This is a genomic window from Glaciecola sp. KUL10 (assembly GCF_003203515.1).
Taxonomy (GTDB): Bacteria; Pseudomonadota; Gammaproteobacteria; order Enterobacterales; family Alteromonadaceae; genus Glaciecola.
Genome location: NZ_BGNG01000006.1, coordinates 14,890 through 37,590 on the forward strand (window position 1 = coordinate 14,890; position 22,701 = coordinate 37,590).

Consider the following 22,701-nt stretch of genomic DNA (forward strand, 5'->3'; position numbering starts at 1 on the left):
TCCAGATGAGGTGACTATAATACGAGAAGTTAATTGAAAAAAATCATGGCTTTTAGCCGAGATTATGCATGGGTACTTACTAATGAACGTTTCTATATTGAGTCTATTTTTATTGGTCAGCTTAGTTTTATTAAGCGCATGTTCGGGCTCCACACAAATAAAAAGTGATTCGACAAGTGTGTCTGATTCCAAAGACACCATCTCTAAGTTTAACGCTTACACACAGGCGTTCAGCAAAGACACTGTCCTGACCCAAAATCATGCAACGGGCCATGTAGGCGACTATTTTTTCACGCATTGGAAAGATGGCGGTACTACAACTTTGAGCTTAAAGACCGACGGCCAATTTAGCGTTCAATGGACAAAAGGTGGATACAACTACGTCGGCGGACCTGGGTGGCACTATGGAGATAAAGAACGCATCATCGGTTATCGTTTTGATGAAGACAGTGGCGCGAATTATATTACCCTTTATGGCTGGGGCTATGATAAAGATATGCCCAAATCCGACCCTGCTCATTTAGTTGAATATTATATCCTGCAACGGTGGATAACAGACCCAACTAACAACGGTGATTCAGGCATAAACTTTGTGAGTAACGGCGTTGAATACGTGACTTACAGAACGATACGAGAGCAAAAGCCGTCTATCAACAGCACGTCTACTTTTTATCAGTATTGGAGTAAACCACTGACACAAAGAGAGTTGGGGCAAGAGTATGAAATTGTCTTTGCAGATCACGTAAAAGCTTGGGAGCAATCTGGTTGGATAATTCCGGATATGAATAATTTTGATGCCAGTGATGATCCAACCTATCAAGTAATGGCGGTTGAAGTATTCAATCCAGCCTACGACGGTGTGGGTGCTGGTCAAGTTTGGGATGCAAGTAAAAAATAAATACAGTTGACCTATAAGCTATGTTTTAATCGGTGCATTAAACGCGATTAATAACTGATAGGTCGTAATGGATTCCAAGAACAAAAAGCCAGCTACTGCGGTCATTCACGCGGGATTAAACTCCCCACAACAAGGTGCTCCTTTTACTGACGGCCCTTGCTTTGCCAGCACGTTTCACTTAAAAGGCGAAGCTGACAGTGCTGATTACCAATATGCGCGCTTTCACAATCCAACTTGGACAGCACTCGAAAAAGGTTTGTCTGAATTAGAAGGCGGTGAAACCGTTATTTTTCCCTCGGGCATGGCTGCGTGTGCTGCGATCTTAAGTAGTTTATTGGTGAGTGGGCAAACCATTGTCTTACCCGCGGATGGATATTACGCAACCAGAGCCTATGCCGAAGCGTTTCTTCAACCAAACGGTATCAATATTCAACTAGTAGCAACCACAAAGTTGTTAGATATTGATTATAGTGACGTAGATTTGGTTCTAATTGAGACGCCAAGTAATCCCTTGTTAGATGTGGTTGATATTAAACGCTTAGCGGATAAGGTTCATACATCGGGCGCCTTGTTAGCAATCGACAACACAACCGCTACGGTGCTAGGGCAACAGCCATTGTCGTTAGGTGCTGATATATCCATGTCGGCAGATACAAAAGCCCTCAATGGCCACAGTGATGTAGTGTTTGGTCATGTTTCTAGTGCTGATAAACAATTGATTGAGCGGATACGCTTGTGGCGTAAACTTGCAGGTAATATTCCTGGTCCAATGGAAACGTGGATGGTACACAGGGGGTTAGCCACACTTGATTTAAGGTTAGAGAGAATGTGTGCAAACGCCTCAAAAGTAGCTGCATTTCTCAATACCCATTCGAGTGTAAAGTCTGTGCGTTATCCTGGTTTAGAGTCAGACCCTTCACACCGTGTTGCGAGTGCTCAAATGCATCATTTTGGCTTTGTTGTCAGTTTCGATTTAGGTGAAGCTTCACTTGCGCAAACCTTTTTAAATAATGCCGCTTTGGTGTTTGAAGCCACTAGTTTTGGTGGCTTACACACGATGGCCGAACGCCGAGCACGCTGGGGTACTGATGATGTGTCACAGGGTTTGATTCGCTTAAGTGTGGGTTGTGAGCACGTTGACGATATTATTCATGATCTTGAATGTGCATTAAGTAAGATCGCAAAGTAAATTAGTGAGGGCAGTTTGAGTTATACTAAAGCCCAAACCAGCCGTAATTGACTATTAATCTATTAATTAGAAAAAGAATATGACCGACGTTTATCAAGATTTTCTGCCGCCCCAACATTTTGCTGATCTAAAGCGCTTGATGATGACCAATATGCTTCCTTGGTATTTTACTGATCGCGTGGTTTCTACCGAAAAGCATTTTATGTTTGGTCATACATTTATGGAAAACGGCCAAGTAGTTAACCCTAAATTCTTTGAGCCCGTTCGGGGCATGTTGTTGCCCATGCAAGACAAAGTTAAATTTATTGGCGTCAGTCGGATCCGAGCAGTCATGTACACTAATCAAGGGAAGGAAATCGTCCACCCAACACATGTAGATATCCCGCTAGACTCAGGTGTGTCCGATAAATTCCGTATTGCTGTTTTTCATTTAAACACCTGCAATGGAAAAACAGTGATTGGAGATGAGAGTATCGAATCAAAAGAGAACCAGTTAATCATCTTTAAAAATGTACCTCATTACGGAACAGTACAAACTGACTCCGATACACGAGTGGTATTGAACTTCGCGCTTAGAATTGAATAAGCAGCAAAATAATGAAGTCTCATGAAAGTTTTTTCGCGAGAGGAGTTTACCCATGTACTATAAAATCACACTGTACATTGCGATAAAAACAGTCATAATATTGCAAGTGTCGTCAAAATAATTCAGTTTTTAGTGTGTGAATGCTGAAATGACTTTATAAGTACATCAATACGTCTTCTTCTGATAGTCCACTTGTCTTTTAGCAATGGTTACGGAGTGATGGCGGGCATAGTCGCTCGGTTGCGCTTTGATGCTTGTTATTGGGTTATTCAGACAGTCGAGCAGATATCAATGGTAAAGGTAATATATGAAAATTGCGCTGTTAATGGAAAATAGCCAGGCGGCTAAAAACACGATCGTTTTAAACGAGCTAAAAGCGGTGGTTGAGCCCTTAGGTCACACCGTGTTAAATGTGGGGATGACGGATGAAAATGATCACCATCTTACGTATATACATTTGGGTATCCAAGCAAGCTTATTGTTAAACACTGGTGTGGTTGATTTCGTCGTTTCTGGATGCGGTACTGGGCAGGGAGCAATGATGTCCTTGAACGCGCACCCAGGCGTATTTTGTGGCTATTGTTTGGAACCGACAGATGCATTTTTGTTCAATCAAGTAAATAACGGTAATGCGATCGCGTTGGCATTTGCCAAAGGTTTTGGTTGGGGAGCAGAATTAAATATTCGTTATATGTTTGAGAAGGCATTTACAACGGGTGAGCGTGGCTTAGGTTATCCAAAAGAGCGAGCCGAACCTCAGCAGAAGAATGCAGGAATTTTGGTAGAAGTTAAGACCGCGCTGGCAAAACCGTCTTTGTTGTCAGGTTTACAGGCCTTAAATCAAGATTTGGTTAAGCAAGCTGTCAGTAGCGAACAATTCAAACAGGCCTTTTTTGACAACTGCAAACAGCCTGATTTAACTGATTATGTCAGGTCGCTCGTGGCCTGAGTTATATCAAGAATAATAAAGCTGCTGTCAGGGAAGAAGCAGTCCTTATTCATCGAATAAAATACAAATAGGTTCAGGGACATTGATTGTGCTTCCCGTTTTATATTGTAATAAACCTGACGACTGATCGATCGCAAACACCGATACTGTATTTGAGTGCTGTCCTGCTGCAAACAGCCATTTGCCGGACAAGTCCATGTTGATATTGCGGGGGAAGGCACCTCGAACGTGTTCATTCTCTCGTAATGATAATGCGCCTTTGTCGTCTAGACTGAACACACTAACTGAGTCGTGCCCACGGTTAGCCGAATAAACGAACTTACCATTGGGATGCACCAATATCTCTGAAGCTGAATTAAATGCTTCTTGTGATTTTGCTGTTTCCGATAAGGTAGGTGTGACCGACATTAGTTGAGCAGTGCCTTGTAAGGCATCATATTTAAAGGTTGAGATACTTAAGGAGAATTCGTTAAGCAGGAAAATATGCTCTCCATCCACCGAAAATCTCATGTGACGTGGACCACCTCCAGCGCTGGTAACAGCCTCACCATGATTAGTTAGTTGATACTCACTTTCATTCACTTTATATATAATGGCTGCATCAAGCCCAAGGTCTGGTACCACTGCGTACTTTCCATCGGGAGAAAATCCAACCCAGTGCGGGTGGGGGCTGTTCTGCCTATTTTTATAAACTTTGCTGCCACCTTGGTGCTCAATTAATTGAGTGCGCGTAACGATTTCCCCGTTTTCTCTCAGGGAAAATACCGCCACTGAACCACCGCCATATTGGGCAGTAATTAAAAATGTGCCAGAAGGATGCACTGCGATATGCGTTCCCGAGCCATCACCAATCTCTAAGCTGTTAACAAACTCAAGAGAGCCGTCTTGTGTTTTTTTATACGCCGCAACTACTGGAGTCTCATTGATTACTGCCACCGCATAGATAACATCGAGCTTGGGGTGTTTGGTTAGGAATCCGGGAGCATCAAGTTCGGCCACCCGTGTGGCCGCTGAAAGTTGGCCGGAGTCCTCGTCAAAAGACGCATGATAGATTCCATCACCTTGTTTGTTCCCAGTGCCAAAATAGACATCTTGATCAGCAAACGCATGCGTCATTGTTGCAAGAGTAATCGCGATGGCGGTCAATGAGGCGCAAATAGACTGACGGAATCGGTTTGGCGAAAAACGATATGGCATTTCCCTTCCTTTATTCATAAAAAAGCGAGTGACGTAATGCACTCGCTTAAACACTAACACATATAATGTTATAGGGTATTAGAGGCTTCCCTCGAGTGCAATCTTCAGGATGTTCGCTTCTATAAAATAGAAGTCACCATAAATGATAGGCGTGTCCAGTTCGCTTCCTTTGCCCATGTCACCAGTTGCTTCTGCGAGTACAAAACCATACTCAAAACTGTTAGGTCGGCCGTTTTTAGTCCTATCTGTTCGGTAGTTCGCAGTAAGCTCGGCCATAATACTGTCTGCTAGTTCAGCAAATTTCTGTTTATCTGTCATATTGTCAGTAAACAGTGCATAGCGATAAAGTGCTGCGGCATAGATGGCTGCGGCAGAAGTGTCACGCGGTATTTTTGTATGAGATTCTGGGTAGGGTTGAGTTCCACAAGGTAACAATTTATCTCCCTGCAGTATTACTTCACCATGTCGACCGACCTTACCTTCAAGCCGTGCCAATGATTCTTGAGACATCATAGATGCATTGAGAGTCATCGGGCGATATCCATGATAAGGCTTTAAATTCTGCTCAATATCTTTGTCACACAGTGCGAGAATACCTGAGAAAACTGCAGTATCGGTAGAAACATTCTCAGCATAATCGGTAGCGTTATCACGAGCCGCAAAAAAATCCCAGTAGGGTACTAAGCTATCTTCAAGTAAGTGTTCAATACTACCAAATAGTTTGTGAACATGTGCCTCAAAATCTGGGTAGTCCGCCAAGTCGATATTTGCATTTTTCATTGCTTCAACTACGGTCACGAAACCGTATAGCGACCAACCTTGCCCTCTCGCCCACGCGGAAATGTTGCCAACACCCTGCCAATTGCCGGGTTTAAATTCACCGTAATCGAACACATGGTAAGACAAAGGGAATTGCTGTGCCGTATCATTTTCATCATAAAAGTAATGATTCAAAGCTGTGTTTTTCGCATGATTGAACGCGATTTCGTGGTAACGCTCACTGTCGCTATCAAACAGATACTCTAAGTTCATCATATTGTCTACGATAACAGGGTAGGTCCATGGATTCGAGAGTGTATACCGATTAGCAACCGCTTCCCCATTTTCTATCGTGGTAATTCGCATGCGTGGTATCCAATCCCATGAGCGAATGACACCTTGTTCATCACCATATCGGTTAGCAAGAGTTGCACGCCCTGTTTCTAATGCCTGCTGGTATCTAACGCGAAGCTCATCGCTTAAAGCATCATAAGACAGTGCTTCGCCAAAAGAATCATATAGAATGAAACCTAAATCATGAGTTGTCCCGCGCGTTGCTTCTGAGTAAAGTGTCGCTTGGTAGTATTGCGCCGTTTGATAAAGCTTTGCTTCTTCTTCTGCGGAGAAGTTTATTTGTGATTTCGCAGACAATAACTTCCAAAGCGCGCCAGGGAAGAAGCCATTCGTCCATTTTTTAGGCTGCTCCATAAATATGCCGTCATGTTCCTGTGAACGAGGCACACAAATCATCTCAGTAGCATCAGCACACGAAGAGCTTTGTGTTAGGTTTTCACCTTTTTCAACATGACTGATCATTTTCAAATACTGTTGCTTTGCAAACGCTAGGTTCTCTGTTGCTTGTGACGTACTAAAAACTGCTGATGCAACCATCGCAGACTCATCGGAAGAAATAGTACGAGCTTTACCAATGTCGTCGTTTTGTTTGTTACACCCTGACACCACAAGCAAGCCTGCAATGATACTACTCAAATAGCGTTTTTTAATCATTTTGCGTCCCAGTATCTTTAAATTCAAACCTTGCTACTAACAAGGTTTCACAATCCATCATAGTAAAGAGGCAGATGGCCTTACCAATTTATTATGTCTGTGAATTACTATTTGTCAACGATATTGAGAACAATTATCTGAAAATACCCCTCTCCATTTATGATATATTGCAAACGTTGGTTGTAACCAGTCGCCAAACTTACTTACAACCAACACGAGGCGTGCACCGAGGTAATACTTCGGTGTATGCTTTACTTAATTATCGGATCTTGATTGACGTCAATTACCTCTAGACCAGCAGCATATGTTTTTTGTGCAATCTCTGGCGCTTCAAGTTCAAAATTGAGCATCACTTCTACATCTTCTACTTTTCTAGATCCTTGCTGATATTTCCACTGAGAGACCGCTTCTTTTGCGCTCGTTTCAAAGGTCCATCTAGGTTCAGCTTTAACTATCTTGACATCACTTACTGAACCGTCGGTTTCGATATCGAAGCTTAAGTGAACCCAACCATTCACATTATCCTTAGCTGCTTGCTCGGGATAAATTGGGTCGACTCGATAGATTGGCGCACCAAGCTTTTCTCCTGTTTTTGCTTGGTCTTTTGCCAATGCAAAATGACTTGCACCCAAAAACGCTGAGCCAAGCAATAGTGCAATAAGAGCAGGATAAGTTCGTTGAGGCTTGTGTGTGACAAGGCTCGAAATTCGATTTTTAATATTCATTTTTTCACCATAATAAAGTTGTGTAAAAGAAGTTGTATCAGCAGTGCTTGATACATTGATCATGGCAAGTGCGTATTGTTGGCGGCTTGCCATTGATTTTTTGGCAAGCACTTTTGCATCACAAGACAACTCTTGTTGTTGACGGAAGTGTTTATATGCAAACCAAAAAATAGGGTTGAACCAAAAGCACGCTAAAACGATTAGGGCTAGCAAATTCCAAAAGGTATCACCTTGTCGCCAGTGGCTCAGTTCGTGTGCAATGATTAGGTCTTGTTGTTTTTTGTCAAAGCGTTCACAAAAGTTATTAGGCACAACTATTTGCGGTCGAAAAACTCCCAAAATCTGAGGACCAATGTTATCCATAGCTGAAAAAATCGGTATATCTGACTTTAAATGATTAAGGGGCTGTCTCTTTAGCGTTGATATGTGTCGATAGTGGCAGAGTAAAATCATTGCCATCAATCCGATTGCAACCGTCAACCACACGCCTACAATCATCACTTGTTGGTTTAGGTTGATAGAATAAGAGAGTTGCTGAATAGCATCGTTGGCGAGGATCAGATAACTAGTCTGTAGTGCCTGTTGCTCAATAGGATTGAACACTTGGAGCAAACCTAACATAAGACTGAAAGGTATCATGAGCCAAAGCTTATAAGTGTTTTGCGCACCTAGCCTTTGATTAAGCAGACGATGACTTAACATTAGCACGCTAATGAAAACTGATAACAGTAAAGTTTGGATTAAAAGCCACTCAATCATCATTTTTCTCCCAACTTTGAATCAGCGTTTTTAGCGCCTCAACATCATCTTTATCCAATGTGTTTTCTTGAGCAAAAGAAGCTACCAGGCTAGAGACTTTTCCTTGGAATATATTACTGACAAAGTCTTTTGATTCACTTTTTTGATAATCAGTTTTTGATATGTTTGAAAAATATAAGTACTGACGACCATTGCGTTCATATGATAATACCTGCTTTTTCAACAATCGGTTAAGCAGTGTTTTGACTGTTTTTTCATGCCAGTCTTCGTCTTGGTTGAGGTAGCTAATGACCTCATCTGAGGAGCAAGGCTCGCATGCCCATATCGCTTGCATGACTGATAGTTCTGTTTTGCTTATTTTCATTTTAATACTTGGATTACATATGTAATACTTTATAGATTACACTTGTAATTCAATAATGCAAGTTAAAAGTTAGGTGATAATGTTGCAGCGGTTTAGAAAGTGCCTCAAGACGTGTGACCTCCTGCCATCTAAGCAATGATATGACAGGAGGTTCTGCAAGATAGTAGGAGGACATATGCTTTGCAGCGATGTCACTTGTATTTTACTGCCCGGTTGGTAAGTACCGATCAACCCTCTCAAGGAAAGGCAAAGGCGCTTCAATTAGCGTTTCTTCTCTTGGCATTTCGGCTGACCATTGCCAATACAAAGCTCGGAGTTCATCTGCTTTTCCTGGATTTTCACTTATTAGGTTGACACTTTCTGGTTCTGATTTAGTCATATCAAACAGATATTCTCTTTCTAAACCTATCTGCATGTACTTCCAGTCGCCTTGACGCACTGCTCGTTGGAAATAGAACCGCCAAAAAAGGGCTCTATCGTCAAAATCAGCACTATTGTTGTCAGTCACCAGTGGTAACAAATCAACACCATCTAGGTCTTGTAACTCTTCAACTTCAGCTACTTTTAGCGCTGTATAAGCAGCATCTAACGAAGAAACAGGGGTATCGATGACTTGGTTAGACTCAACCATGTTTGGCCATTGAACAATAAATGGAACTCTTAGTGCACCTTCGGTTAACATGCCTTTTTCACCCGTGAAAGGTGTATTAAGCGAACCGTTCCACGCCTCATTCCTATTTGCTATCGGGGCATCCGTCATATCATCTCCTAGCGGAGCACCATTGTCGCTGATAAACATGATAAGCGTGTTGTCTAGTATGTTATAGGTTTTCAATTGGTCTATTATTTTACCCACTCCATCATCTAGTGCAGACATCATTGCTAAAGCATAACGTCGCCTTTCTGGCATGTCTTCTGGAAAGCGATCGAGATACTCTTGAGGTGCCTCTAGCGGAACATGCGGAGCATAATGAGCGACATATGCGAAAAAGGGCCTCTGCCAATTTTTATCAATAAATGACATCGTGGCCTCAGTGGTTAAGTCGACTCGAAAGGTATTATTACTGTATCTTTCTACTTCCGTTTTTCGACCTAAGAGATCGACATTGCGCCAATATGAACCAGTGTAACCAACAAACATATCGTCAAAGCCACGCTCATGGGGAAAGTAGGAGAGTTGCACATCCAGTGGTACCTTACCTGCTACAAAAGGTTGTATTTCTGGGTAGTTCTCTTGGCCCCATTCTTTAGAAGTGTTCATTATCTCAAGATGCCACTTTCCAAAGGCCCCCGTATTATAACCTGCTGCTTTAAACCTTTCGGCAATGGTTTGCTGTTCAATACTCATTGGAATATGACTGTTTTCATCTAGTTTGAAGCGCTGTTGATATCGTCCCGCCAACAAGCCTGCTCTTGAAGGGGAGCATTGAGGTGCGGTGATATAACCGTTTGTAAACTGAACACCATTTTGGGCTAGGCTATCAATATTAGGCGTCTTAACATCGTCTAATACATTTTGTATGCCTAAATCTGCGAAACCTTGGTCATCGGTAAAAAAGATTAAAATATTGGGTTTGCTTGCAGGTGCACTGCGCGCTGCCGTTGCGGGGATGTTTATTTTTCCAGAGTTAAATAGAAACTGTCGACTAGAGCCAAATGAATCTTCGGCCAATACATGAACGGGTCGCCCAGCGAATTCGTCAACAACACTTTGTTCAATGGGTATTCGAAATCTATGTTTGGTGCTCGAAGTATCACAAGCTTGACTAACGGATGGCTCAGATGTGGTGCTAGTTTCATGATTGAAGCTTAGCAGCTTGACTTCACCACTACTGTTTTGTGTAAACGCCGTCAAGCGCACCGGAACTTCAATTTCCGGTTGGCATGCCCAACCCATCAAAAAATACTTTGAGTTTGCCTGTCCAATACCATCAACAATACCTTTGACTGATGTCTCTGGAAGAACTGGATATACTGGGTTAGTACCATTGGTTAATACGCGCTGCTTGCTGCCGATAAATGCGCGAGCAACGATAGGCTTGCCGGAATGTAGGTATATCGTTTCTGGTGAAATATCAAACTTAAACCTATGATAGCCTTCAGAACCGCAAGCATCTCTTACCGCTTGTTCATTATCTCTGTTTGCTTTAATTGTCTGGATCAGGTTGTTTGGGCTTAAGTCATTTCCTGCATACAAACTGACCTCTATAGACTCAGAATTCCCAATTTGGCATGCCCATCCAGCCACAGAGAAATTATTTATATCACCACGGGGAGTTTGAAGAAACCCTCGTACTTCTTGCGAATAAGCATCAAAAGATATGGTGATACTGATGAGAAATAAAGTGACAAATATAGATTTGAGTCGAGCTACCATGCGTCAATAAATCCTAGAGTAAGTTATATAGTACGCGTAGCATTATTTCAGAATCAAATCGAAATGCATAGCCTGAATGCCTAAGTATTAATACTCTATGTTTTGTCAATTTGTGGAAGGAGTTTACAAGGGGAGAAGGTAGTGAAAAAAGTAAAAGAAACAATGGCTTTAAAGCCATCGTTTCTTACAGATTACAGTTTTAATTTCTTTACCATCCACACTGGCGATCAGCATTCTGCTCATCTAACCAAGCTTTTAATGGCGCAAAATAAGCGGCGATTGCAGAGCCATCCATGTCAGGACTACCCGTCATCTTTTCTAGTGCTTCTTGCCAAGTGCGGCTTTTGCCCATTTCAAGCATATCATTTAATGCTTTACCTGCTTCTTTGCTACCCACGATTGAGCATCTATGCAGTGCTTCTTCGCTGCCTGCAATTTCACATAATGACTGGTGGAATTGGAACTGAAGCACGTGTGCTAAGAAATAGCGTGTGTAAGGTACATTGGCTGGCACGTGATATTTTGCGCCCGGATCGAATGCGTCTGCTGGTCTATCGATAGGTGCCATTACACCTTGATATTTTTCGCGTAATTCCCACCATAAATCATTGTACTTTTCAGGAGGGACATTGCCTTCGAGTACTTGCCAGCGCCATTGGTCAACTAACAAGCCAAATGGGATAAACGCGATTTTATCTAATGCAACTTTAAGCAACATACCGATATCGTTTGACTCATCAGGGATTTCATCAATCAAACCGACCTGTTGAAGATAAGTAGGGGTAATCGATAGTGCAATCGTGTCGCCTATTGCTTCGTGGAAACCATCATTGGCTGATCCGCGATAAAGCATTGCTTGGTCTTTATATGCGCGTTGATAATAATTGTGACCCAGTTCGTGATGCACAACATTAAACTCTTCACCTGTGATTTGGATGCACATCTTGATGCGAAGATCTTCTTTGTCATCTAAGTTCCACGCAGAAGCATGACACTGCGCGTCACGTCCTTCTGGTTTTTGGAACATTGAACGCTCCCAAAACGTTTCAGGCAAGGGCTCAAAACCTAAAGAAGAGAAGAAATCTTCAGCTTTTTGTACCATTTTGATTTCGTCATAACCTTGCTCAACTAGTGCTTTAGTGACGTCGGGTACATTCATCTCTTGCTCAGGTTTGACGATGTCATAGACATTGCCCCACGTTTGCGCCCACATATTGCCCAGCAAGTGGGCGGGAATAGGTTTGTCTAGCGGGACGATATCTTCGCCATAGTGTTCAGATAGTTCCGCTCTAACATGGCATTGTAATGATTCGTAGAAAGGTTTGACATGACCCCATAAACGGTCCAATTCCTTTGGAAAGTCATCAGCAGGCATATCATAAGATGAGCGCCACAATTCTGATGTGTTTTTAAAACCCAGTTCTTGAGCACCCTCATTCGCTAAGCCAATTTGCTCTGCAAACAAACCGCGCATAGGCACCGAGACTTCTCTCCATCCCTTCCAGTATTCAAGTAGTAAATCGGCATCGCGGCTGGTCGACATTTGGCTGCTCATTTCAACCAATGACAAACAGTCATCTTCGCTGCGGCAGTATTTACCTGTGCCATACATAGCTGACATTTCAGAACTGATTTGAGCTAGCTTGGCTGACTTTTCGGGATCGGCTGGTGGTGCCATGACTAATGAGGTCTTGAGTAACTCAAGTTGCCTGCGCGTGTCTGCATCCACTTCAACATCATTAAATTTGGCTGCTTCTACTGCATATTTTGCAACCAATGCAGAGATCTGCTCTCGAAAGTATGTACTTACCTGTGCGTTGTCGTAGTTGATGTGAGTCGCGTATGCCCATGCTGCGTGAGCGGCAGGTTTGCTAAGCTTTCCGACTTCGCTTTCCATTTCTGCTAAAAAGTCTTTCGCATCTTGTGCGGTGTATGTTGGTTCGCCGACTTCTACATCGATGTCGGCGCTACATGCTGTGCAGCCTGCAACAATAGCAGCTGCTATTAGAGTGTGTTTGATCAATTTCATTGAATTACCTGTCGTTATAATTTTATGGCACCGTTATCAGCTTTTACCGAGCCTGATTTATGATAGTCCACTTGCAATACTACATCTTGATTATCCATTCGGATATCACATTTGTAGATGCTAAAATTAAGTTTACTGGTAAGTCGAATCAAAGTAACGCCATTATCATAACTAATCGCATAATGAGATAATTCGGCTGTGTTTAACTGCCTGATAATATCGTTGCGTTCGTTTCCGGGTTTGAAATTTTGGCAAAGGTAATAAACTTCCTTATACGCCGCATCCCAATAAATAAATGCTGGAATAGCGATAGCAACTGCACTCACCGTGGCGATGATCTTTGTTTTTACCGAACGCTTTTTCATTAAAGAACTTTCCCGTTTCGAATTGGGTATAAAATTACCATTTAGGGTTTAACTGTATTGCTACGATATAAGTAGAGATGTGTTAATTCAATTTCGCATGGCGCGATATTTGTAAAGAGATATGAATGTACTTAAACATTAAAGCAATCAGTGTGAGTAAAAACCAATACAGATGGTTTGAGTTGCTCATGCTTTTTGGGTGCGTTCCACTCGTCTTATATCAATTTAGGCATACGCTTGAAGTTGCCCTGTTACCTCTGCTGTTCTTTGCATCTGTTCTGTGTATTTCGATATTACTTAAAGACCATACCTTTAAACGCTTTCGCTTGTGGAATAAACAAGGTATTCGCACTTGGATTGGCTCTGTCTTTGCTTTGTTCTCAGGGCTTATCTTTGTCACTACCTTGTTTTTCTATCTGTATCAGCCTGATTATCTTTTTTACATGCCAGTGACAGAGACCTCGACATGGTTAATTATCCTTGTGGTTTATCCTTTATTTTCTGCGCTGCCGCAAGAAATCATATTCAGAACGTTTATGTTCCATCGCTACAAAACGATACTGCCCAATAAAGATCATAGAATATGGTTGAGTAGCCTTGCATTTGGTTATGCCCATATCGTTTACGACAATTGGTTAGCGGTTATATTATCGTGTATTGCTGGCTATGTGTTTTGCAAAACCTATGCACAGTCCCGCTCGACTATATTAGTTACCATAGAGCATAGTCTTTGGGGGCTGTGGATATTCACGCTTGGTCTGGGTGTTTATTTTGATTCTGCTTATATTCAGTAAATTGCCTCGGATTAGACTTATTTGAATTGAAAAATAGTAATGGTAAACGTTAGATATTTGTGAAACGCTAACCGTTCAAAAATACACAATTAAAATCCAAAATCATGAAGGGAAGCACATGAACAAAATCGGATATGGAATTTCAATATTGCTAATCGCAAAAATATCATTTTGGACAGGTGTTTATTATGCCAATCAGCAAAATGAAACACTTGCAAATGTGGGTGTTAACAACGAGCTCGCTGTCAATAATCAATCCATAGAATCTAAACCAATAGTAATGTCTACAAGTTCAGAGTCAGCGCAAGTAAACGCTACGGATGAAATAGCTCAGAAAGACGAGGCTGAAAATCTGGAGTTAGTTGCCCTAAAACAACAACTTGCAAGAACCGATCAAGTGTTTAAACAAATTAGCTCCGACATAGCCAAATATCAATTCAAATATGAACAAGCAAAAGCGATGCTAAAGGCTGCTGGAATCGAAGTGCCTGATGAAGAACCAATATCCCAAGAAGCGCTTGCTGAGTTGCCTGTCCCGTTTGATTCGGTCCTTACTCATGCGTCACCAAATGTCAAAAATGCGTTTAATGAACTTCATGAACAAGAACAAGACTTCGATTGGGCAATTCAATTTGAAACGCGTGTGTCTGACTTTTTTGCGGTACATGAAAACAGTCCCTTGGTTACGCTAAGTAAAATCACATGTAAAACGAATAAATGCGAACTTTATGGTTTTCAAGATGACCCAGCCGCGCTTCAAAAGATTATGTAGGACCTAAACAAAGAAGCTTGGTTTATGGCAGTAAACACAAACAGTATGACAGGGGACAGCTTTCCCAATCCTGAGCTGACAAGTCCGAATAACCCTGATTCTGATGATGTTGAAAAACCTCGTGCTTACTTTTATATCTTAGTTTCAATTTTGAGGGCGGAATAGAAAAATTTTTGGATTAGCAATCACTTTATCTGGAACTTTCAAAGATAGAACTGAACCAATATTGACAGTCTTTTGTGTGTGTATTTCAGACCTTCAGGCGGTTAATACGGAAATGACCGCAAATCGTGCAAAGCGGTCGCTCACGAATAAAGAACTATTCTGAAAATTTTGTAAAAATAAAGGAGAGCGCTTGAGACAAGGGGGCATCTCAGGATATTTTTATTAAGAGAGGCTTTTTAATAATTTGTAGTTTCGATTTGTAGAAGAACCCCACTATTTTTATTTATTCAAATGCTCTCTTTTCAAAGACCTAAACTCTGCAATTTGGATGACTGGTTTATATCTAAAATGAACTCACTACCTAATGGCTCTCTTGACTAAACCGGCTAAACTGTCGGCTTATGTCTTACTGGAAATTTTCCCTCGCGACTTCGCCATGAACAAATATTGATCCTTTTTCCTTCATTCTGCCGTTAACTATAAATCAGGTTCTTCTACTATGGACACGCATGAAACTCTTCACAAGCTATATTCAAGGAATATCTCCAATTTCGCTACTTGTTCAAGGTTATCTCTTTTACATGATAACCGGCGCTATTTTGCTCTCCTTACCTATTGCTCAAAGTGTCAATGTGTCAGGTATCGACGCTTTATTTATTTCAGCATCTGCAGTATCAACAACAGGCCTTGTGACAATAGACCTTGGGACGAGTTTTACTTTTTGGGGAGAGTTAATAGTACTGGTATTAATTCAAATTGGTGGTATTGGCTATATGACCTTTGGCTCATTTATCTTACTATCCTTAAAACACCGAGCACTGAATACTACTTTAAGGATCAGTAAAAAAGCGTTTTTACTCCCCAAAGGCTTTAAAGTCAGCAAATTTATAAAAAAAGTCGTTATTTTTACAATGACTGCCGAAATAATTGGGGCGATTTTCTTATACGCTTTATTTGCAAGAGCTGGTGAAGAAAATGCCTTGTGGTTTGCTATATTTCACAGCGTCAGCGCATTTTGTACTGCCGGCTTTAGCTTGATGTCAACAAGTTTTGAAGCCTATAGCAGTGATGTTGCTATCAATCTTGTGATAGCTTCACTTTCGCTCATCGGCGCCATAGGGTTTATTGTCTTGGTCGATTTATGGGATCTAATTCGTGGCAAACACAAATATCTACACTTTACATCAAAAGTTATTTTAAAGGTCACACTCGGATTTGTTGTTTTTGGAACAGCATTCGTCGCTTTGGCGGAGCCTTTGCTGCAGACGATGACAGTAGAGGACAAATGGTTGGCAGCATTTTTCCAAGTAATGACAGCAACAACCACCGTAGGATTTAACACAGTTCCTATCGGCTCTCTCACCCCGGCTGTTATTTTCTTTTTATATTTTTTAATGCTTTTTGGGGCATCTCCGTCAGGTACTGGCGGCGGATTGAAATCTACTACATTTGCTGCACTTGCAGGACTAGTCAAAAGCACCCTAAAAGGAAGAGATAAAATTCGTTTAAATAAACGAGTTTTATCTCTTGAAAAATTACAAATCGCGGCAAGTAGCTTTGTCTATTATTTTTTTATTTTACTTGTGGCGGTCGTTCTACTTCTACTACTCGAAAACGCGCCAATGCCGATCGTTCTGTTTGAAGTATTTTCTGCACTAGGCACTGTCGGGTTGAGCATGGGATTGACAGGTGAACTCAGTGAATTCGGGAAATTAATTATCATTATCTTAATGTTTATGGGACGAGTTGGTATTTTGACCTTTGGGATCGTAATATCAACGCATGACGAAACGCGCTTAGAAGAATCAGATAATGACTTAGTTATTTAAGTAAACTCTTACTTACTTCCAAAGACAGTCTTTCTCAAAGTGATACGATAAGCTTTATCAGACATACAAGGCAATTTTATTACCTTGGTTCTATCTTCGCTTGCCCTCATTCTTGCTTGATCGAGTGTAGCCCGTACATGTGTATCAAGATTTAGCTCTATATCTGCCTGCTGCACTCTGCAAAGACTGAGACAATATTTTTAACAACCTATCTTTGCCTACTTGTCGATGAGAAATTAATTTTACTTGTCGCGCAAAGCGAGTGTTATCGATAGGGACTATATTTATATCGTTTGAGAAAACTTCTAAGCCTTTCCAAATTGGAGTAAGTGATACGCCCATTTTATTTTTTACCATCATTGCAATAGCTTCTAATCCGTCAAGTTCACATAACGTCCTAACGGTAATACTATTCTCCAACAAAAACGAATCTGCAATAGCGCCTCCCCATGCCAAACTGTCATACTTAATATACGGCAGTTGAATAAGAGACTCAGTTATATCTAAGCTATTTGTTTTATGGCCGATAAATCCCAACCATTCGGTGTATAAGGGTTCTATCTTTAGGTATTTGGGGCACTCAAAAGGAGGATCTACTACAATAATAGCATCAAGTACTTTGTCCAATAGTTCATTATAAAGACTCGATGATGTCCCCGGCTGAATCTTAATATTCATATTAGGAGCCATGGTTGAGAGCTCATCAATAACGCTTGGTAAAATTCCAGTCAATGCTGTTGATATAGCCCCTACTCGAAGAGTACCCGACATCCCTGACTCATCTAAATCACTTTTTAAAGCTAGAGATTCGTCAACTAGATGGGTTAGCCTTGGAACAATCCGTAAACATGCTTCGGTGGGTTTAGCTGAATGCCCTTCGCGATTTAGCAATACATAACCCAATTGATTTTCTAAAGACTTAACACGTTGGCTGACTGCAGCGGGAGTAAGCATTTGCCTTCTTGCGGCTGACGCGATTGAACCGGTTCTAATAACCTCAAGTAGGCTAGAGATAAACCTTATATCCATAACAATTTCTTACGATGAGAGAAATGATTTTATATTATTTCTTATTGATACGGATTGCTAACATTTACTTATAGATTAGGAATAACGGAGATGTGTTGTGGATCTATGTGTTTTTCATTTGGCGATAAACGTAACTGACCTATCCCTAGCAAGAGAATTTTATGGCGAATTAATCGGAGCTGAAGAGGGGAGAAGTACAGAAAACTGGGTGGACTTTAACTTCTTTGGTCATCAGCTGTCACTGCATTTAGGCACGCCCTTAGTAAGCGAACTAACTGGCAATGTCGACGATACTTTAGTTCCGATGCCTCATTTTGGGCTGGTGTTGCCTTTACCAGCGTGGAAAAGTATTGCAAGTCGGCTAACTGATGAAAAAGTTGACTTTATTCTTCCGCCTTCAGTCAGGTATAAGGGTAAAAAAAGCGAGCAATATACATTGTTTTTACTTGATCCTTTCGGGAATCCGCTAGAGCTAAAGAGTTTTAAAGATATGAATCGGTTGTTTGCATCATGAGTAAAATTGTTTTTATTGACACCCTACCAAACACAACACGATTAAAATGGCTTCAATTACTCAGAGAAGCCTTAGGTAACGAAATCCTATTACTACCTGAGGAAATTGATGATGAAGATGTATACAAAATAGACCTTGCTATTGTTGCAAATCCACGTCCCCGAGATTTACTTCGCTATCCTAGCCTGAAAATAGTGCATAGTGTTTGGGCGGGAGTCGACAAGTTAGTCAGTGCACTCAAAAGTGAAGAACTTAGCGGGCTTAAAATTGAACTTGTTCGTCTTGTTGATCCTAAATTGTCGGTTTCCATGGCGGAGTCCGTCTTAGCGTGGACCCTATATTTACAGCGACATATGCCAGAATATGCTCATCAACAAGCCACCAAAAATTGGCGCCAGCTCCCTCATATTAACTCAGAGCAAGTACGCGTGAGTTTATTAGGCGCAGGTGAAATGGCGCTGAGATCTCTTGAATTGCTGAAAAAATTAGATTACCGATTAAGTTGCTGGTCCCGCAAACCTAAACAACTTGAAGGTGTTAACCATTTCTGCGGTATTAATGGATTAAAAACGATGTTGGCTCAGACTGATATTTTGATTAGTCTTTTACCACTTACATCGCGAACATATCAACTTTTAGACAAAAAGACATTGGCTTGGTTACCTGCGGGTGCAAAATTAATGAATTTTTCTCGAGGAGCTATAATTAATACCACTGATTTGCTTAGGCTCATTGATAGTGGGCATATCGCGCACGCAGTTTTAGATGTTTTCGACCAAGAGCCGTTACCAAAGAGTTCAGAATTGTGGACAAATGAAAAAGTAACAGTATTACCTCATATTTCCGCCCCCACTAATAAAGAAACCGCTGTTAGAATAGTTGCAGATTCAATCATCGCGTACCGAACCAAGGGAGTTCTGCCCAAATGTTTAGATTTGAATTTGGAATATTGAACCGTACATAGGATTCAATCTGCCTCGGGTATATCTTTTTTTGACATATACGACTGCAAGCCGTATTCATACATAGCTCCCGAGTGCCCTTTTTCAGCAAGCTGCTTAAATAATTTTTCAGCGTCCAAATTTTGAAGTTCGCTGTCAAAGTTCTTTTAGTGATTTTTATTGATTGATTTATAGATATTAATTTTATTTAAAAACAATTAATTAGCTTGTTTATATGTAAATAGTATTTCATATGTGATTAAAAATGAAAAAAAAGATCAATTATGAGTGAATATGTAAATAGTTTGTAATAAAGTAGTAACGGCGCTGATCATGCAGTACGAGATTTTTTGTGTTGTTTCAGCACTGAACCATTTTTAAACATAACTATAAAAGAGCATTAAAACTTATGACTGCCCAAAAATCTAAGTACTTTAATCGCATCATGACAATGAATACGCTGTTATTTTCATTATTAACAGTAGGCTTTTCACAAGCCTACGCCGATGTCGTGCTTGAAAAACAAGTCAAGATAACTGATGACGGACTTCATTTTGATGGTAAAGACCTGAATCACGGAAATATTGACAGTGCTGATCCAGGCGAAAAATATGATTTCTTTTTTGGACCGAATATCTCGGCTCATGGTGATGCTGTAAAAACATACAAGCATTATGTTTTTATGACTTGGTATAAAGGAGGTAAGTCAGAAAGGAATGTCATGTTGTCACGCTACAATACGCAGACTCAGACAATTGCTACGATTGAGTTTCCTCATCGTCATACAGGTTTTAGAGGTAATCCATTAATTGGAGAGTCACACAATACTATTGGGCTTGCGGTTAGTCCAAATAATGGCACCATTCACATGGTCTATGATCTGCATGCTTATGATGACAATAATCACGATGGCAAATTTAAAGACGACTTTTTTCGATATTCTTTTAGTGTTGAGAATGCCGCGGATCTTCCAGACGACCAATTCACCCTCGACAAATTTGTAAAAGACACAAGCAGTATTAGTCAAGGTCCTGATGATTATAAGCACATCAGTATGACGGGTGATATAGCTGATAAGAGTAACTTTGCGCGACTTACTTATCCCAAGTTTTTTACTACAACTGACGGAACACTATTGTTGTACATGCGCCTGGGTGGCAACAACAATGGAGCTTATGTATTCAATCGTTATGACGAAGAGACGCAGACATGGTCAAAATTTACTAAGTTTAATGAAAATAACCAAAAAAACTTTGGTAACCCATATAACTGGGGCCTTTATGGGAACATGAAATATGTAAATGGTAAATTACGTGTTGGCTTTCAGCAACGCAGTAGCGACAACAATGATAGATACCAATATCAAAACGGTGTTTATTATGCCTACTCTGATCACCCAGAGGGGTTTGGTGATTGGAAAAATCATAAAGATGACGAAATCACATATCCACTCGTCAATTCTGATGAGATAAAAGTGTTGGAGCCCGGTGATTATATTTCTCATCAAGAGGCTAACTCGGTCTATATAGTCGGTAGTTTTGACTGGACGGTGACTAAAAAAGGTGATGTTCACTTTATTAGCAAAGTACGTTCGACTAATCGCAGCCGCCCTGATTATGAAGAGGAGTATTTGCATTCCTATAAACCTGCAGGGGCGGATGAGTTCATTACTACCACCGACTTTACCGGTGCAAGCCAAATCTATACAGCTGGAGACAATATATACATTGTTGGTCTTAAAAATGGACGTCCATATGTAGAGAGAGCCAAAGGCGGTACAAATGATTTTGTTCGCGTTTATGAGGCAACATCAGGCCCTGTGTTTGATCACGGTACTTTGTATATAAAAGATGGAAAAGTCTATTACTACCTAATGGAAAAAACATCCGGAAATGCAATGCCGCTTTATTTACAAATCATTGATTTAGATTTGGAAAGTGAAGCTAACGCGCCTCAAGTAGCGTTTCCTTCAACTTCGTTAACAGTGGAGCAGGGATATGAACAGCTATCTCTTGGTATCGATGCAACAAGCTCTATTGAAGGCAGAACTATAGAATCCGTCACCCTTTACTTAAACGATGAGCTAGTAAGAACAGATACAACCGTGCCTTATCTTTTTGGTCATGCTTCTAAACCTCACGAGACAGGGGCGATGGGCTGGAAAGATGAGCATGAACCCAACCCAAATCCATTAGGTCCAGGCGAGCATATTTTTAAAGCCGTTGCGGTAGATAGTGAGGGTGATACGGGGCTAGCAACGATGCGTTTAACGGTGCAGTCAAATGCGCCAATGGTTTCGTTTCCAACACAGTTAATTGAAGTTGATGAAGGATATGAAAAATTAAGTGTTTCGGTTGACGCCTCTAGCTCAGTCGAGGGAAGAACTATTGAATCGGTCACACTTTTTATTAATGGCGAAGAGGTAAGAACTGATACAACTATCCCATATTTATGGGGCCATGGTTCAAAACCGCACGAAACTGGCGCAATGGGGTGGCGTGAGGATCATGCTCCAAACCCAAATCCATTTTTAGCTGGCGAATATGTATTTACTGCCATAGCGACTGATAGTCAAGGCGAACAAAGCGAAACAAGCATGACCCTTATTGTAAATGGAGAAGCAACACCGCCTATTGTTACTTGGCCAAATGAAGTCGTAACGGTTACCGAAGGTTATAAGCGTCTTGGCATAACGATAGAAGCAGAAGCTTCTTCTGAAAATGCGACTATCGAATCTGTCACTCTATATAGAAATGATGAGTTAGTTCGTGTTGATACAAAGTACAAGTGGAACTTTGGTCACTCTTTTGCTCCTTATGAATTTGGTGCGATGGGTTGGTTAGAAACTCATGAACCGAACCCTTCACCACTGCTTGCAGGCACTCACACCTTTAAGGTCGTTGCTAAAGATAGCACGGGCCTTGAGGGAGAAGCTTTTATGACTCTGATTGTGTTGCCGCCTGCTGGTCCTTCAATTAGCTTTGATGAGCCAGATATTGAGCTAATGACAGGTTATGAATCCTTATCTGTATCAACCTATGTGGCTACTGTTAACGAAAGTGTAGACATTATCAGTGTTGCTTTATTTATTGATGATGTCTTAGTACGGGAAAACCTAGAGGCTCCTTACGTATGGGGAGATGCAAATCATCCTAACGAATTATTGTCTCTTGAAGTTGGTAGTTATGAATTCAAAGCGATTGCAAGAGATACCAATGACCAAGTGAGCGAGGTAAGTTTACTAGTAAGTATTACCTTATTTGGTGACTTTGATGGAGACAACGATGTCGATCGCACTGATGTTAGAGCTTTTTCATCGGCAATTCGAAGCGGTGAAGCCTTAGATCAGCGCTATGATTTTAATGAAGATGGCGTCGTCGATAGAAGTGATACGCGTGGTTTAACTAAAATATGTTCACGTCCGCGTTGTGCATCATAAGTAAAGGAAAAAT

Annotated in this window: 19 protein-coding genes; 11 read left to right on the forward strand and 8 right to left on the reverse strand. The window is 41.0% G+C overall.

The annotated features are described in order from the left end of the window. Positions 1–82 precede the first annotated feature (82 nt). From KUL10_RS11215 to KUL10_RS11230, 4 genes are all read left to right on the forward strand, one after another. The gene (locus KUL10_RS11215) at positions 83–898 is read left to right on the forward strand and encodes a glycoside hydrolase family 11 protein (protein WP_110429034.1); all 816 of its coding nucleotides are present in this window, start codon (positions 83–85) and stop codon (positions 896–898) included. 67 nt (positions 899–965) lie between these two features. Next, positions 966–2,087 (forward strand): cystathionine gamma-lyase, encoded by a 1,122-nt coding sequence (locus KUL10_RS11220; protein WP_110429035.1) that lies wholly within the window; start codon positions 966–968, stop codon positions 2,085–2,087. Positions 2,088–2,166: 79 nt separating this feature from the next. Next, positions 2,167–2,673, forward strand: a complete 507-nt coding sequence (locus KUL10_RS11225; protein ID WP_110429036.1) for a hypothetical protein — start codon at positions 2,167–2,169, stop codon at positions 2,671–2,673. A gap of 307 nt (positions 2,674–2,980) precedes the next feature. Next, entirely contained in the window at positions 2,981–3,622 is a 642-nt protein-coding gene (locus KUL10_RS11230; protein ID WP_110429037.1) for an RpiB/LacA/LacB family sugar-phosphate isomerase, read from the forward strand. Between the two features lie 45 nt (positions 3,623–3,667). Here KUL10_RS11230 and KUL10_RS11235 read toward each other — a convergent pair whose 3' ends face one another. The 7 genes from KUL10_RS11235 to KUL10_RS11265 all read right to left on the reverse strand — a co-directional run bounded on the left by KUL10_RS11235 (position 3,668) and on the right by KUL10_RS11265 (position 13,205). Beyond that, positions 3,668–4,819, reverse strand: a complete 1,152-nt coding sequence (locus KUL10_RS11235; protein WP_199509224.1) for a lactonase family protein — start codon at positions 4,817–4,819, stop codon at positions 3,668–3,670. A gap of 78 nt (positions 4,820–4,897) precedes the next feature. Continuing rightward, positions 4,898–6,586 (reverse strand): hypothetical protein, encoded by a 1,689-nt coding sequence (locus KUL10_RS11240; protein WP_233499793.1) that lies wholly within the window; start codon positions 6,584–6,586, stop codon positions 4,898–4,900. Positions 6,587–6,837: 251 nt separating this feature from the next. Beyond that, entirely contained in the window at positions 6,838–8,073 is a 1,236-nt protein-coding gene (locus KUL10_RS11245; RefSeq protein WP_110429038.1) for a TonB family protein, read from the reverse strand. After that, the gene (locus tag KUL10_RS11250) at positions 8,063–8,434 is read right to left on the reverse strand and encodes a BlaI/MecI/CopY family transcriptional regulator (RefSeq protein ID WP_110429039.1); all 372 of its coding nucleotides are present in this window, start codon (positions 8,432–8,434) and stop codon (positions 8,063–8,065) included. Before KUL10_RS11250 ends, KUL10_RS11245 begins: the two co-directional genes overlap by 11 nt. A gap of 202 nt (positions 8,435–8,636) precedes the next feature. Continuing rightward, complete coding sequence (locus tag KUL10_RS11255; RefSeq protein WP_110429040.1) at positions 8,637–10,811, reverse strand: sulfatase; 2,175 nt, start codon at positions 10,809–10,811, stop codon at positions 8,637–8,639. 208 nt (positions 10,812–11,019) lie between these two features. Continuing rightward, the gene (locus KUL10_RS11260; protein WP_110429041.1) at positions 11,020–12,840 is read right to left on the reverse strand and encodes a M2 family metallopeptidase; all 1,821 of its coding nucleotides are present in this window, start codon (positions 12,838–12,840) and stop codon (positions 11,020–11,022) included. A gap of 14 nt (positions 12,841–12,854) precedes the next feature. Then, positions 12,855–13,205 carry a hypothetical protein gene (locus KUL10_RS11265; protein WP_110429042.1) on the reverse strand — a complete coding sequence of 117 codons (351 nt, stop codon included), beginning with the start codon at positions 13,203–13,205 and terminating at the stop codon, positions 12,855–12,857. Between the two features lie 125 nt (positions 13,206–13,330). Between KUL10_RS11265 and KUL10_RS11270 the strand changes: the two genes are divergently transcribed. The 4 genes from KUL10_RS11270 to KUL10_RS11280 all read left to right on the forward strand — a co-directional run bounded on the left by KUL10_RS11270 (position 13,331) and on the right by KUL10_RS11280 (position 16,765). Continuing rightward, on the forward strand, positions 13,331–13,999 hold the full coding sequence (locus tag KUL10_RS11270; protein ID WP_233499794.1) for a CPBP family intramembrane glutamic endopeptidase: 669 nt from the start codon (positions 13,331–13,333) through the stop codon (positions 13,997–13,999). Positions 14,000–14,117: 118 nt separating this feature from the next. After that, entirely contained in the window at positions 14,118–14,771 is a 654-nt protein-coding gene (locus KUL10_RS11275; protein WP_110429043.1) for a hypothetical protein, read from the forward strand. Positions 14,772–14,795: 24 nt separating this feature from the next. Then, positions 14,796–14,936, forward strand: coding sequence for a hypothetical protein (locus KUL10_RS18630; RefSeq protein WP_158525374.1), 141 nt, complete (start codon positions 14,796–14,798; stop codon positions 14,934–14,936). Between the two features lie 509 nt (positions 14,937–15,445). Beyond that, on the forward strand, positions 15,446–16,765 hold the full coding sequence (locus KUL10_RS11280; protein WP_110429044.1) for a TrkH family potassium uptake protein: 1,320 nt from the start codon (positions 15,446–15,448) through the stop codon (positions 16,763–16,765). A gap of 144 nt (positions 16,766–16,909) precedes the next feature. Here KUL10_RS11280 and KUL10_RS11285 read toward each other — a convergent pair whose 3' ends face one another. Beyond that, positions 16,910–17,794, reverse strand: a complete 885-nt coding sequence (locus KUL10_RS11285) for a LysR family transcriptional regulator (protein WP_110429045.1) — start codon at positions 17,792–17,794, stop codon at positions 16,910–16,912. Positions 17,795–17,891: 97 nt separating this feature from the next. Here KUL10_RS11285 and KUL10_RS11290 point away from each other — a divergent pair, with 97 nt between their 5' ends. The 3 genes from KUL10_RS11290 (at position 17,892) to KUL10_RS11300 (ending at position 22,688) form a co-directional block, all read left to right on the forward strand. Then, positions 17,892–18,308, forward strand: coding sequence for a VOC family protein (locus KUL10_RS11290; RefSeq protein ID WP_110429046.1), 417 nt, complete (start codon positions 17,892–17,894; stop codon positions 18,306–18,308). After that, entirely contained in the window at positions 18,305–19,261 is a 957-nt protein-coding gene (locus tag KUL10_RS11295; RefSeq protein WP_110429047.1) for a glyoxylate/hydroxypyruvate reductase A, read from the forward strand. Before KUL10_RS11290 ends, KUL10_RS11295 begins: the two co-directional genes overlap by 4 nt. 397 nt (positions 19,262–19,658) lie before the next feature. After that, positions 19,659–22,688 carry a BNR-4 repeat-containing protein gene (locus tag KUL10_RS11300; protein ID WP_373415186.1) on the forward strand — a complete coding sequence of 1,010 codons (3,030 nt, stop codon included), beginning with the start codon at positions 19,659–19,661 and terminating at the stop codon, positions 22,686–22,688. Positions 22,689–22,701: the final 13 nt, after the last annotated feature.